This window comes from Sphingomonas arantia (assembly GCF_042682045.1).
Classification (GTDB): Bacteria; Pseudomonadota; Alphaproteobacteria; order Sphingomonadales; family Sphingomonadaceae; genus Sphingomonas_R; species Sphingomonas_R arantia.
In genome coordinates, this window is sequence record NZ_JBHUGS010000002.1 from 612751 (window position 1) to 625483 (window position 12733).

Below are 12733 nucleotides of genomic sequence, written 5' to 3' on the forward strand. Positions count from 1 at the left end.
CCAGGCCCACGCTGCCGCAATCCATTCTTGAACGCACCTCGGCACCATCCGGCGGACCGGCCAACGGCATCGATTACCGATCTCCACGGTAAGCCCCCCGGTTCGCACCCGGCAGCGGACTCGCAACACGTGACAAATGTCACCCGGCCCGCATGACAGCCGGCACTGCATCCAGCGCGCGGCGTGGCGCACAACGCTGTCGACGTGACAGGGAGATGAACGGATGCAGGACGATCTTTCCGCCATTGCGACACTGGCGAACGTGTCGAAACGGCTGGGCGGCAAGCCCGTCCTCGGCGGCCTGACGCTCAGGCTCCGGCCGGGCGAGGTCACCGCGCTGCTTGGCCCGAACGGGGCCGGCAAGACGACCACCGTCGGGTTGCTCACCGGGCGGTTGCAACCGGATGCCGGAACCGCCCGACTGTTCGGGCTCGATCCGACCCGCCCCGCGGCGCGCAGCCGGATGGGCGTGATGCTGCAATCCGCGGGCCTGCCCGACGTCATGACCGTGTCCGAACTCGTCACGCTGCAGTCCGGCTATTATCCCGACCCGCGCCCGGTCGCCGAAACGCTGGCTGTCGCGGGCTTGTCCGATCTGGCGAGGCGGCGTTGCGGGGCGCTCTCGGGCGGCCAGGCGCGGCGCGTGCTTTACGCGCTGGCGATCTGCGGCCGGCCCGCGCTCCTCGTCCTCGACGAACCGACCGCGGCGATGGACCGCGCGGCGCGACAGGCGCTGTGGGCCACGGTGCGCGACGCGGCCGACGGCGGCACCGCGATCCTGCTGACCAGTCACGACCTGGCCGAGGCTGATGCGCTCGCCGACCGCGTCCTGGTCATGGATCATGGCCGGATCGTCGCGGACGACAGCCCCGCCGCACTCCGGGCGCGCGCCGGCGGGTCGGTCATCCGCTGCCGCACCATGCTGCCCCCTGCCATTCTCCGCGCGCTGCCGGGCGTCCGCGACGCCGGACCGGAGGGCGCGGACCAGCGCGTCGTGACGAGCGACGCTGTCACCACCGTCCGCGCGCTGTGCGGCGCCGACCCGAACCTCACCGATCTCCGCATCGCCGATGCGGCACTCGAGGACGCCATCGCCGCGCTGCTCGGCCCGGACCGGAGGATCGCCGCATGACCATCGCCGCCCTCCCCACCGGCATCTGGCGGCGCGAGGCCGTTGCCGAACTGAAACGCTCCTGGCGCCTGCCGCAGTTCCTGCTGCCGACGGTCCTGACCCCAGCCGCCTTCTACGCGCTGTTCACACTGGCGATCAGCCGCACGCCATCGCCCGCCGTCGCCGCCGCCAGCCTGGCGGGCTACGGCGTGTTCGCCGCGATCGGCCCGGCGCTGTTCGGCTTCGGTGCGGGCGTCGCGATGGAACGCGAACAGGGCCTGATCGAACTGAAACGCGTCTCCCCGCTGCCCGCCGGCGCGTTCGTTGCCGCCAAGCTGGTCGCCGCCCTCGCCGCGACCGCCGCTGCGATCGCGCTCATCTATCTCGCCGCGATCCTGGCCGGCGTGCGGCTGTCGGCCGGACCATGGCTGCTGCTGGCCGCGCTGCACCTCGCCTCCACCCTCCCGTTCGGGCTGATCGGCCTCGGTCTCGGCATGCGGATGAGCGGCAAGGGCGCAGTGGCCGTCGCCAACGCGCTGTTCCTCGGCTCCGCGGTGTTGGGCGGGCTCTGGATCCCCTCGACGATGCTGCCCGGCTGGATGCAGGCGGTCGGCCAGTTCGCGCCGTCCTACCATCTCGGCCAACTGGCGCGCGCGATCGTCGGTGCCGACACGATCGGCAGCCTGCCCGTCCATGTGATGGTCACGGTCGGCATGACGCTGGCGGCCGCCGGCTGGGCCTGGACCGGCTGGCGGCGGAGCCCCGCTTGACGACCGCCCCCATGCCGCGCGACGCTGACGCCATGCCGCCGCCCGCTCCAACGCCCCCTCACAGAAGCTGGATCGAAGGGCCGCTACCGTGGCTCGCCTATCTGCCCTTCTATGCGATGCCCTGGCTGTGGCAGCCGCCGACGCGGATGGGGATCGCGGTCTCGATCGCGGGCATCGCGCTGTTCCTGCCGGTCTATCTGTTCGGCTACCGGCGGCGCGGCACGGCGCAGGCCGCCGCCGCCGCGGTCATCCTCGTCATCGGCCTCGTCCTCGCTCCGTTCGGCGGCAGTTGGACGGTCTTCTCGATCTACGCCGCCGCGATGGTCGGCTACCTCCAGCCGTCCCGCCTCGCGATCGCCGCAATCCTCGGCATCGGCGCGATCACCGCCGCGGCCGGCATCGCATGGCAGCAAGCCCTGGTTTCGTGGCTGCCCGGCGTGTTGCTGCTTCTGCTGACCGGCTTCGGCAACTTTTCGCGCGAGGCCTTCTACCACCGCACCCAGGCACTGCTCGCCTCGCAGGAGGAGGTCCGCCGCCTGGCCGGCACCGCGGAGCGCGAGCGCATGGCACGCGACCTGCACGATGTCGTCGGCCGCACGCTGACGCTGATCGCGCTGCGTGCCGACCTTGCGGTGAAGCTCGTCCCCGGTGACGCCCCCGCTGCGGAGGCGGAGATGCGCGCCGTCGCCGACATCGCGCGCACCGGCCTGGCCGAGGTCCGCGCAGCGCTGTCGGGCACCGCGGGCGACAGCCTGCGCCACGAAGCGGAGTCGTCGCGCGGCGCGCTGGAGGCCGCGGGCATCACCGCGACGCTGACCGGCGATATCGAGGCGATCCCCGCCGACGCCGGCGCGGTGCTGGCCATGACGTTGCGGGAGGCGGTGACGAACGTGATCCGCCATGCGGATGCGCGCACCTGCTGCATCGACTTCACGACCGATACCACCACCGCCGGCCTGACCGTCGCCGACGACGGGCGCGGCGGTTCGTTCCGCGAAGGCCACGGCCTGACCGGTATGCGACAGCGCCTGTCGGCGGCCGGCGGGACATTCTCGATCCAGATGCTGACACCCGGCACGCGCCTCGTGGCGCACGTGCCCGCGGCGACCGCATGATCCGCATCGTCATCGCGGAGGATCAGGCGCTCGTCCTCGGCGCCATCGCCTCGCTGCTCGGCTTCGAACCCGACATGACCATCACCGGTCGCGCGATCGACGGCGACACCGCCCTCACGCTCGTGCGTGATCTGTCCCCGGACATCCTGCTGACCGACATCGAAATGCCGGGGCGCAGCGGGATCGACGTCGCCGCCGCAATCGCTACCGAAAGGCTCGCCACCCGCGTGGTCATCGTCACCACGTTCGCCCGCCCCGGCTACCTCGCTCGCGCCCGCGCCGCCGGGGTGCGCGGCTATCTGCTCAAGGATTCCCCCGTCGAACAACTCGCCTCCGCGATCAGGACGGTCGCCGCGGGCGGGCGCTCGATCGCCGCCGATCTGGCCGCCGCCGCCTGGGAAACCGGCGCCGATCCGCTCACCGACCGCGAACGCGACGCGCTTCGCCTCGCCGAGGAAGGGCTCCCCAACCGGGAGATCGGGCTCCGCCTCGCGCTCTCCCCCGGCACGGTCCGCAACTATCTGTCCGACGCGGCCGCCAAGCTCGGCGCGGGCAACCGGATCGAAGCGGGCCGGATCGCCCGGGCGAATGGCTGGCTGTGAACCACAGAAACATTCCCTGTTGCGATCCCGCCGAACCTGATTTACCGTGTTGGTGTAGCAATACGGTAATACTGAACGGGGAAGGACGCGAATGAAGACGCTTCTGCTCATGGCAGCACTTGTGGTCGGCGCACCGGCGGTGGGGGCCACCGAACCGAATCCTGCGCTGATGATCGTCGGCATGCCCCACCTCGCCAATCCGGCGCGCGATATCGCGAACACCAAGGTGGAAGACGTGCTGTCGCCCCGCCGCCAGCGCGAGATCGCGGACCTGGTCGATCGCCTCGCCGCCTTTCGCCCCAATCATGTCGCGGTCGAATGGGAAACCGCCAATCAGGCAAAGCTCGACCAGCGTTATGCCGACTACCGATCGGGCCGTCTGAAGCTGGCCGCCGACGAAACCGACCAGGTCGGGTTGCGCCTGGCCGCCAAACTCGGCCTGCCGCGCGTCGATGCGGTCGACTGGAATCAGGAGCCGCCGGGCAAGGACGAGGATTATGATTTCGTCGCCTGGATGAAGGCGCATGGCCGCGGCGCGGAATGGGACGCCTTCCAGAAGAGCAGCCAGGATGAGGCGGACGCCAAGGGCGCGTTCCAGCGGTGTCATCCGATCGCCGACTGGGTGCGCAACTATAACGACGCAGCCGGGACGGCGCAGCTGACGACCCCCTACTACACGATCGCGACATTCGGCGACACGGCCAGCAATCCCGGTGCGGCCTGGGTCGGCGCCTGGTATGCGCGCAACCTGCGGATCTATGCCAACCTGCTCCATGTCGGCGGCGCGCCGGGGGACCGTACCATCGCGGTCTTCGGCGCGGGCCACGGCCCGTTGCTGCGCAGCAACGCCGTCGAGTCCAGTCGCTTCACGCTGGTCGACGTCCTCCGCTCCCTCCCCCCCGCAAGCACGCCGAGCTGCTGAACGCGGACGATCGTCAACCCTGAACCACGATCCCCGTCAGAGCGACCAGCCGCCATCGACCGAGATCGCGGCCCCGGTCACGAACGCCCCCAGGTCGGCACTCATCCAGAGGACGGCGTCGGCAATCTCCTCCGGCCTGCCGAGCCGCCCAACCGGTTCCAGATCGATCGCCTTCTGGATGTCGCCGCCGGTGAAACGGTCCATCATCGGCGTCTCGATATTGCCCGGCAGGACCGCATTCACGCGGATATTCTGCCTGGCATAATCGAGCGCGGCAGACTTGGTCAGACCGATGATCGCGTGCTTGGACGCCGCATAGGCCGCGCCGCCGGCCACGCCGCGGACCCCGGCCCCGGACGATGTGTTGACGATCACACCGCCGCCCTGCCGCACCATCTGCGCCAGTTCGTGCTTCATGCAGACGAACGTCCCGCGCAGGTTGATGTCGAGAATGCGGTCCCACTCGTCGAGCGCGATGTCCGCGACCGGCGCCGCCTTGTTCTCGACGCCGGCATTGTTAAACGCGATGTCGAGCCGGCCGAACGTCTCCACCACACGCCCGACCGCCGCCTCGACCTGTTCGGGCTGCGCGACATCGCAGGCGATGACCAGCACCGCGCCATCCGCCCGCCGGATCGCATCGGCGGTGTCGCCCAACGCCGCCTCGCTCCGGTCGAGGATCGCGACGCGCGCCCCCTCCGCGGCGAACGCAACCGCGGTCGCGCGGCCGATCCCGCTGGCCGCGCCGGTCACGAACGCGACCTTTCCGGTGAAACGATGGGCGTCGGACATGGCGATAACCTCATGATATTGTTGCGGCGCTCAGCGCTTCGCGGGACCGGCCAGATATTGCGCGTCGGTGACATGCTCCAGCCAGGTCACGGGCGAACCGTCCTGCGACTCCTGGATCGCGATATGGGTCATCGCCGTGGTGGGCGTCGCCCCGTGCCAGTGCTTGCGGTCCGCCGGACACCACAGCTGGTCGCCGGCGTGGAACTCGACGACCTCGCCGCCCTCGACCTGTGTCCAGCCGACGCCCTCCGTGACGATCAGCGTCTGGCCGAGCGGGTGCGTGTGCCAAGCGGTCCGCGCGCCGGGCTCGAAATGGACGATCGCGCCGCCGACGCGCGACGGCGCATCGCGCTGGAACTGGCCGCTGATCGTGACCGTGCCGGTGAACCAGTCCGCCGGTCCGTCGATCGTCTTCATGTCGGCTTTGCGCGTGACGTCCATCTTTGCGGCTCCTTCGCCTGATCCGGGACCCGGGTGCCGCGCCCCCTGCGCATCGGCTACGGACGCCGCGGCAACGAGCAGCAGCGGCAGAGGCAATGCAGACAGCTTCATCGCGACATCCTTCCGGGCGTGCCCCTGTGGCACAGCTTCCATATGGCGCAATTCCGAGGCCCGGAAAGCGCCGGCCGGTTTGATGGAGCGATGAGCTCGGCTCATCGTCGCGGTTCAGAGCCCGAGTGGCCGCAACTCGCGAACGAGGTCGATCAGCAGGCGCAGCCCGGTCGGCAGTTGCCGGCGGCTGGAATAATAGATGTGGAACCCCGCCCCCATCGGTGCCCAGTCGGGCAGCACGACACGCAACGCCCCCTGCTCCACGCGCGACGTAACGCACGGCTCCGGCAGATAGGCGAGCCCCGCCCCGCCGACCGCCAGATCGAGCGCGAACGGGGTGTCGTCCAGCGTGATCGCACCGGGCACGTCAATCGCCAGCGCCTCGCCCTCCCGCTCGAACTCCCAGCGATAGAGGCTGTCGTCACCCAGCCTGATCCGCAGGCAACGATGGTCGAGGAGGGCCTGTGGATGATCGGGCGTGCCGAAGCGATCGAGGTAACCCGGCGCGCCGACCACGACCCAGCGGATCTCGCCCGACAGCGCCTGCGCGATCATGTCCTCGGGCACGGTTCCGCCATATCGGATGCCGGCATCCGCCCCCTGCGCGGTCACATCCACCAGGTAGTTGGTGACCGTCACGTCGACCGCGATCTCGGGATAGCGCTCGACGAACACCGGCATGACCGGACCGAGCAGCAGCGCGCTCGCATGTTCCAGCACGTTCAGGCGGATCCTGCCCATCGGCTCCGCGCGGTAGCGGTTCAGCCCCTCGACCGCCGCACCGATCGCCTCGAACGGGGATCCGATCCCGGCGAGCAGTTCCTCGCCCGCCGCCGTCAGCGTGACGCTCCGGTTGGTCCGGTTCAACAACCGAACGCCGAGCCGCCCTTCCAGCCCCTTCAGCGAATGGCTGAGCGCCGACGCGCTGACGCCCAGCTCAAGCCCCGCCCGCCGAAAGCTGCGATGCCGCGCGATGGCCAGGAAGTAGCTGAAGTCCGCCAGGTCGGTTCGGCTTATCTGCATCACGGCAGGGTGACGCGGCCCGCCCCGATTGGCAACCGCACTGAACGCCGCTCATCGTACGCGTAGCCATTGACCGGCACCGAACACCACCACTCGACACCATCCACCGATCCGCTACGCTCGCGGCGATGACGCTTCTCGATCGCCGCCACCTGCTCGGCGCTGCCGGCGCACTGCTGCTTCCCGCCTGCACCACGGGTCGCGTCGGGACCGCGTCCGCACCGCCCCGCTGCCTGCCGCCGGTCAACGCCGCGCCCGATCGTATCATCCGGACCGCAGCCGGCCTGCGCCCCTTCCGCCCCGCCGGCTTCCGCGTCGAACGCGCCGCACTGGGCGACAAGGCGCTGGTCCACAACTACGGTCATGGCGGCGCCGGCATCACGCTGAGCTGGGGCACGTCGAAGCTCGCGGTTGAACTCGGCCTGCCCGGACACACCGGGCCGGTGGCGGTGATCGGCGCGGGGATCGTCGGCCTCACGACGGCGCGGTTGGTACAGGAGGCGGGCTTCCCCGTCACGATCTACGCCGCCGCGCTGCCGCCCGACACGACCTCGAACGTCTCCGGCGGCCAGATCCACGCAGTCAGCTATTTCGACCGCGCGGCGGTGACCCCCGCATGGCTCGCCCAGGCCGAACGTGCCGAGGATTATAGCTGGCGCCGGTTCCAGATCATGGTCGGCGACGACTACGGCATCCGCTGGGTCCCGACCTATGTCGACGGCGGGGGCCGGCAGCGCCCGCACATGCCCGCCTATCAGACGCTCGAACCGAAGGCCTGGCCGTTCGGCGGCGAGCAACTGCTGCGCTACGACACGATGTACGTGGAGACCGGCCGCTTCCTGCGCGAGCTGAGCAAGGACATCCAGATCGGCGGCGGGCGCATCCTCGTCCGGCGCTTCGACACGCCGGCGGCCGTCGCCGCGCTGCCCGAAACGCTGGTGTTCAACTGCACCGGACTCGGCGCCTGCGCGTTGTTCGGCGACACGACGCTCTACCCGGTCCGCGGCCAGCTCGCGATCCTGCTGCCGCAGCCCGAGGTCCGGTACGCCTATTCCGGCCGCGCGGGCTACATGTTCCCGCGGTCGGACGGCATCGTGCTCGGCGGCACCTACGAACAGCATGTCGACGACCCGACACCGCAACCGGCGGCGATCGCTGAGATCATCGCGTCGCACCGCCGCCTGTTCACCGGGTTCCGCTGCTGAGGCACCGCTCAGCCGGACATCCCGTCCAGCGCCAGCACGGCCGCCTCCGGCAGGACCAACGATGCCGCCGCCAGGTTCTCGGCCAGATGCGCGACCGACGACGTGCCGGGAATCAGCAGGATGTTAGGCGACCGCCGCAACAGCCAGGCCAACGCCACCTGCATCGGCGTAGCGTCCAGCTCGCGCGCGACGGTGTCCAGCCGCGACGACTGCAACGGACTGAAACCGCCCAGCGGGAAGAACGGCACATAGGCGGTCCCGTCCGCGGCCAGCGCATCGATCAGTGCGTCGTCGCCCCGATGAGCGAGGTTATACTGGTTCTGCACGCAGACGACCGGCGCGATCCCCCGCGCCTCCGCGACCTGCGCCGCCGTCACGTTGCTGACGCCCAGATGGCGGATCAGCCCTTCCTCGCGCATCGCCGCCAGCGCCGCGAACGGTGCCGCGATCGATCCCTCCGTCGGCCCGCCGTTGCCGCCACCCAGCATCGAACGGAAGTTGACCACCTCCAGCGTATCGAGCCCCAGGTTGCGCAGATTGCTCTCCACCGCACGGCGCAGGTCGTCGGCCGACGCCGCAAGGTTCCACGACGCATCGTCGCCGCGCACAGCGCCCACCTTTGTGACGATCACCGGGTCCTGCGGATAGGGCGCCAGCGCCTCGCGGATCAGCTCGTTCACGACATGCGGGCCGTAAAAGTCGCTGGTGTCGATATGGGTCACGCCCGCCGCCACCGCCGCACGCAACACCGCGATCGCCGCATCCCGGTCCTTCGGCGGCCCGAACACGTGCGGCCCCGCAAGCTGCATCGCGCCATACCCCATCCGCGTCACCGCGCGGTCGCCCAGCACGAAACGGCCGGCTTGATCGATCATGTCCATGGTCCTGTCTCCTTGCCCCCCAGCTAGGCCTTGGCGACCGCCGCGATAATCCGGCATGATCCGCACGGGCCGTGCGGAAAGGCGAACAATGAAACCCGATCTTGCGGACCTGAACGCTTTCCTAGCCGTGGCCCGCGTCGGCGGCTTCCGGGAGGCGGCCCGCACAGCGGGCGCCAGCGCCTCGACATTGAGCGAGGCCGTGCGCCGGCTGGAATCATCGCTCGGCGTCCGCCTGCTCCACCGCACCACGCGCAGCGTCACCCCGACCGAGGCCGGCGCCCGCCTTCTCGAACGGCTCGCACCCGCGCTGGGGGAGGTCGCGGCGGCGCTCGGCGCGGTCGACGACCTGCGCGAAGGGCTGACCGGCACGCTCCGGTTGAACGTGCCGATCAGCGCCGCGCGGCTCGTGCTGCCCGCGATCCTGCCGGGCTTCCTCGCCGCGCATCCCGGCATCACCGTCGAAATCGTCGCGGAGGACGGTTTCGTCGACGTGCTCGCCTCGGGCTGCGACGCGGGCATCCGCTACGACGAACGGCTGGAACAGTACATGATCGCGCTGCCGATCGGCCCACGCGTCCAGCGTCTCGCGACCGCCGCCTCGCCCGATCATGTGGCACGCCACGGCCGCCCCACTCACCCGCACGACTTGCTCCACCACCCCTGCATTCTCGGCCGCTTCGGCAGCGGCCGGCTGACCACGCCGTGGGAGTTCGAACGCGACGGCGAGGTAATCCGCATCGAGCCGCAGGCGCGCCTCACCGTCGGCGTCGGCGGCGCCATCGATCTCGGCGTCGCCGCTGCGATCGCCGGCGTCGGCGTCATCACGCTGTTCGAGGAGTGGCTGCTCCCGCACCTGGCGAGCGGCGCGCTCGTCCCGTTGATCGAGGACTGGTGGCAGCCCTTCTCCGGCCCCTTCCTCTACCATTCGAGCCGTCGCCTCGTCCCGCCACCGCTCAGGGCGTTCATCGACCATGTCCGCGGCGAGCCCTGAGACCTGAGAGGCGCCGCTCGGCCAACAGTCCGCTTGACGCTCGTCCCCTGACCGGGTTGAGTCAGGCCCCGGCCCCAACACGGAAAGCAGAGCCATGACCCTGTCGGATCTCCTCGTCCCCACCTACGTGCAGATGCTGGGCTCGCTCTCGAAGTGGCTCGATAAGGCCGCGGCGCAGCGGCCGGACGACGGCGAGGAGGCGTTGCTGACCGCACGGCTCGCGCCCGACATGTTCCCGCTGGCGACGCAGGTCCGCTTCGCCTGCCGCCAGGCGCAGGAAGGCGTCTTCCGGCTGCTGCAACAGGATTTTCCGCCCGCGCTCCAGATCCTGCTCGACGAAGGGCGCAACGCCGGCGACCGACCCGGTACCGTGGCCGACGCGCAGGCCCGGATCGCCGAGACGCTGGCGGTGATCGAGGCCGCCGCCGCGGACGCCATCACGATCGACCCCGCGACCCCGATCGCCCACGCGCTGCCGAACGGCATGACGCTGGACCTGACGGCCACGCAATACGCACGCGACTGGGCGCTGCCGCAATTCTACTTCCACCTGATGACCGCCTACGCGATCCTCCGCGCGCAGGGCGTCGAACTCGGCAAGGCGGACTATGTCGCCCACATGCTCGCCTATGTCCGGCCGGCGACATCCTGAACTCACGACGCCGCGTCGCTGCCGGTCCCAGCCCCTTCGAAACGGATCGCGACACCGCGTATCGGCGGGTTCGCAGACGCTGCTAGTCCGCGACGAGCAACGCGGTCCGTGCCGTCTCGCCAACGACCATCGCCCGTCTGAGGATCAGCGAGAGTTCGTCGATCGAATAGGGTTTCTGCAGAAGTTCGAAACCATGTGTCCCTGATTCGGCCAGCGCGCTGCTATAGCCGCTGGTCAGGACGACGGGCATGGACGGGTAGAGCCGGCGCACCTCCTGCCCCAGCTCGATTCCCGACATCCCCGGCATCACCACGTCGGAAAACACGACATCATATCGGTCGTCGGTCGTGCGCAGGAACGAGAGCGCCTGCTGCGCGTCGGTGGCCAGGTGGGTGCGGTACCCGAGTTCGCGCAGCGCCTCCGTTGCGAAACGTCCGACGTCGACATTGTCCTCGACGATCAGGGCGCAGCCATCGTGGCGCATCATCGCCTCATGGCCTTGGTCGCGGTCGGCGATAATCGGCAAGACCACGGAACGCGGCAGATAGAGGGTGAAAACCGTGCCCGTCGTAGCGTGACTTTCGACGGCGATCTCGCCCCCGGACTGTTTGGCGAACCCGAACACCTGGCTCAGGCCCAGCCCCGTCCCCTGCCCGACCCCCTTCGTGGTGAAGAACGGCTCGAAGATGTGGTTGATCTGGTCGGGGGGTATGCCCTTGCCCGTGTCATGCAGCGATATCGCGACATAGTCGCCGCCGTGCGCGGCGTGGGCGCGCACAGCGGGAATGCTCGCCACACCCTGGACCCGGAGCGTGAGCCGGCCCTCGCCGTTCATGGCATCCCGCGCGTTGATCGCCATGTTGACGATGGCCGTATCCAGTTGCCCGGGGTCGGCGTTTACCGGACACGGCTCGTCCGCGATATCGACGACCACCGCAACGCGCGATCCGGCCAGGGTGACCAGCATGTCGTGGAGGTTGAGGATGTTCTTGCGTGCGTCGAACACCGTCGGCTTCAGGGTCTGGCGACGCGCAAAGGCAAGCAGCTGACTGGTCAGTTTCGACGCGCGGTCCGCGGTATCGGCGATCGCATCAATATAGCGTTTGCGGCGCTCCTCCGTCAGGTCCGGCCGCCGCAACAGGTCGACCGAACCGCGGATCACCGTCAGCAAATTGTTGAAGTCATGCGCCACGCCGCCGGTCAACTGGCCGACCGCCTCCATCTTCTGCGACTGCCGAAGCTGGTCCTCCGCGATATGGAGCGCCTGTTCCGCTTCGCGGGCCAGCGTCATGTCCCGCCCGGTGGCATAGATCATGCCGCGCGCGGCATCGGGCGCCGCGACCCACGATATCTGCCGGTACGTCCCGTCCATGTTGCGGTAGCGATTCTCCGCCGCCGGCAATGCGCATGTCCGGCCGTCGCCCCGCGCGATCTCGGTCAACAGCCGGTCGTCCGGATGGACGAGGCTGTCGACCTGCCGGCCGATCAGATCGTCGAGATCGTGGCCGAGCAGCGACGTCCAGGCCGGATTGACCTCCCGAATGATCCCGTCGAAATCGAACATCAGCAGCAGGTCGGGCGACGCTTCCCAGAGCTGGTCGCGCTCGGCCGTCCGGCGGGACACGTCGGTGGCCAACTGTTCGTTCAGGCGGCGCAGTTCGGCCTCGAGACGGTTGCGCTCCTCGTCGGCAAGTCGTTGTCGCGTCCGGTCGCGCAGCACCTTGACGTAACCGATCGCGCTATCGTCATCGTCGCGCAGCACCGTCAGTTCACCGCTCGCCCAGAAACGTTCGCCGTCCTTGCGCTGGTGCCAGCGTTCGTCGTTGCCGTGGCCGGTCGCCAGCGCGGATTGCATTTCGAACTCGACCCGCCCGGCGGCCACGTCTTCTGCGGTGAAGAAGCGATGCAGAGGCTCGCCCAGCATCTCCGCCTCGGTCCAGCGCAGGATGCGGTGCGCGCCTTCGTTCCACCGCGTCACCCGCCCGTTCAGGTCGGTTGCCACGATCGCGAAATCGATTGCGCTATCGACGACCGCACGGAGATAGGCTTCGCTTTGTTTTGGCGCAGCGGCTTCCGCCGGCGCGGCTGCCGGAACGCACGGTTGGTCATCCACCACT

At 69.5% G+C, this 12733-nt stretch carries 13 protein-coding genes; 8 read left to right on the forward strand and 5 right to left on the reverse strand.

Annotation, left to right across the window (positions count from 1 at the left end):
* The first annotated feature begins 223 nt into the window (after nt 1-223).
* From ACFSGX_RS08550 to ACFSGX_RS08570, 5 genes are all read left to right on the forward strand, one after another.
* A complete protein-coding gene (locus ACFSGX_RS08550; protein ID WP_380929090.1) occupies nt 224-1132 on the forward strand; it encodes an ABC transporter ATP-binding protein in 909 nt (302 codons plus the stop codon).
* Entirely contained in the window at nt 1129-1881 is a 753-nt protein-coding gene (locus tag ACFSGX_RS08555) for an ABC transporter permease (protein WP_380929092.1), read from the forward strand. The genes ACFSGX_RS08550 and ACFSGX_RS08555 overlap by 4 nt, the downstream gene beginning before the upstream one ends.
* Nucleotides 1878-2996: a sensor histidine kinase gene (locus ACFSGX_RS08560; protein ID WP_380929093.1), complete on the forward strand. Its 1119-nt coding sequence runs from the start codon at nt 1878-1880 to the stop codon at nt 2994-2996. The genes ACFSGX_RS08555 and ACFSGX_RS08560 overlap by 4 nt, the downstream gene beginning before the upstream one ends.
* Nucleotides 2993-3598: a response regulator transcription factor gene (locus ACFSGX_RS08565; RefSeq protein WP_380929094.1), complete on the forward strand. Its 606-nt coding sequence runs from the start codon at nt 2993-2995 to the stop codon at nt 3596-3598. Before ACFSGX_RS08560 ends, ACFSGX_RS08565 begins: the two co-directional genes overlap by 4 nt.
* 91 nt (nt 3599-3689) lie before the next feature.
* Nucleotides 3690-4520 carry a DUF5694 domain-containing protein gene (locus ACFSGX_RS08570; protein ID WP_380929096.1) on the forward strand — a complete coding sequence of 277 codons (831 nt, stop codon included), beginning with the start codon at nt 3690-3692 and terminating at the stop codon, nt 4518-4520.
* A 36-nt stretch (nt 4521-4556) separates the two neighbouring features.
* Here ACFSGX_RS08570 and ACFSGX_RS08575 read toward each other — a convergent pair whose 3' ends face one another.
* From ACFSGX_RS08575 to ACFSGX_RS08585, 3 genes are all read right to left on the reverse strand, one after another.
* Complete coding sequence (locus ACFSGX_RS08575) at nt 4557-5312, reverse strand: SDR family NAD(P)-dependent oxidoreductase (protein ID WP_380929097.1); 756 nt, start codon at nt 5310-5312, stop codon at nt 4557-4559.
* A 30-nt stretch (nt 5313-5342) separates the two neighbouring features.
* The gene (locus ACFSGX_RS08580; protein ID WP_380929098.1) at nt 5343-5753 is read right to left on the reverse strand and encodes a (R)-mandelonitrile lyase; all 411 of its coding nucleotides are present in this window, start codon (nt 5751-5753) and stop codon (nt 5343-5345) included.
* 225 nt (nt 5754-5978) lie between these two features.
* A complete protein-coding gene (locus tag ACFSGX_RS08585; RefSeq protein ID WP_380929100.1) occupies nt 5979-6887 on the reverse strand; it encodes a LysR family transcriptional regulator in 909 nt (302 codons plus the stop codon).
* 128 nt (nt 6888-7015) lie between these two features.
* Between ACFSGX_RS08585 and ACFSGX_RS08590 the strand changes: the two genes are divergently transcribed.
* On the forward strand, nt 7016-8092 hold the full coding sequence (locus ACFSGX_RS08590) for an FAD-dependent oxidoreductase (protein ID WP_380929101.1): 1077 nt from the start codon (nt 7016-7018) through the stop codon (nt 8090-8092).
* Between the two features lie 8 nt (nt 8093-8100).
* Here the strand turns inward: ACFSGX_RS08590 and ACFSGX_RS08595 are convergent, their stop codons facing one another.
* A complete protein-coding gene (locus ACFSGX_RS08595; protein WP_380929109.1) occupies nt 8101-8973 on the reverse strand; it encodes an oxidoreductase in 873 nt (290 codons plus the stop codon).
* Nucleotides 8974-9061: 88 nt separating this feature from the next.
* Between ACFSGX_RS08595 and ACFSGX_RS08600 the strand changes: the two genes are divergently transcribed.
* A complete protein-coding gene (locus ACFSGX_RS08600) occupies nt 9062-9964 on the forward strand; it encodes a LysR family transcriptional regulator (protein WP_380929111.1) in 903 nt (300 codons plus the stop codon).
* Nucleotides 9965-10058: 94 nt separating this feature from the next.
* A complete protein-coding gene (locus ACFSGX_RS08605; protein WP_380929112.1) occupies nt 10059-10616 on the forward strand; it encodes a DUF1993 domain-containing protein in 558 nt (185 codons plus the stop codon).
* A gap of 82 nt (nt 10617-10698) precedes the next feature.
* On the opposite strand, the gene ACFSGX_RS08610 is transcribed toward ACFSGX_RS08605, so the two are convergent.
* The gene (locus ACFSGX_RS08610) at nt 10699-12732 is read right to left on the reverse strand and encodes a PAS domain S-box protein (protein WP_380929113.1); all 2034 of its coding nucleotides are present in this window, start codon (nt 12730-12732) and stop codon (nt 10699-10701) included.
* Between the last annotated feature and the right edge of the window lies 1 nt (nt 12733).

Coding starts and splice junctions, on each gene's coding strand:
- ACFSGX_RS08575 (WP_380929097.1), bottom strand. CDS start 5,312: ATGTCCGACGCCCATCGTTTCACCGGAAAGGTCGCGTTCGTGACCGGC.
- ACFSGX_RS08550 (WP_380929090.1), top strand. CDS start 224: ATGCAGGACGATCTTTCCGCCATTGCGACACTGGCGAACGTGTCGAAA.
- ACFSGX_RS08595 (WP_380929109.1), bottom strand. CDS start 8,973: ATGGACATGATCGATCAAGCCGGCCGTTTCGTGCTGGGCGACCGCGCG.
- ACFSGX_RS08565 (WP_380929094.1), top strand. CDS start 2,993: ATGATCCGCATCGTCATCGCGGAGGATCAGGCGCTCGTCCTCGGCGCC.
- ACFSGX_RS08605 (WP_380929112.1), top strand. CDS start 10,059: ATGACCCTGTCGGATCTCCTCGTCCCCACCTACGTGCAGATGCTGGGC.
- ACFSGX_RS08585 (WP_380929100.1), bottom strand. CDS start 6,887: ATGCAGATAAGCCGAACCGACCTGGCGGACTTCAGCTACTTCCTGGCC.
- ACFSGX_RS08590 (WP_380929101.1), top strand. CDS start 7,016: ATGACGCTTCTCGATCGCCGCCACCTGCTCGGCGCTGCCGGCGCACTG.
- ACFSGX_RS08570 (WP_380929096.1), top strand. CDS start 3,690: ATGAAGACGCTTCTGCTCATGGCAGCACTTGTGGTCGGCGCACCGGCG.
- ACFSGX_RS08555 (WP_380929092.1), top strand. CDS start 1,129: ATGACCATCGCCGCCCTCCCCACCGGCATCTGGCGGCGCGAGGCCGTT.
- ACFSGX_RS08600 (WP_380929111.1), top strand. CDS start 9,062: ATGAAACCCGATCTTGCGGACCTGAACGCTTTCCTAGCCGTGGCCCGC.
- ACFSGX_RS08580 (WP_380929098.1), bottom strand. CDS start 5,753: ATGGACGTCACGCGCAAAGCCGACATGAAGACGATCGACGGACCGGCG.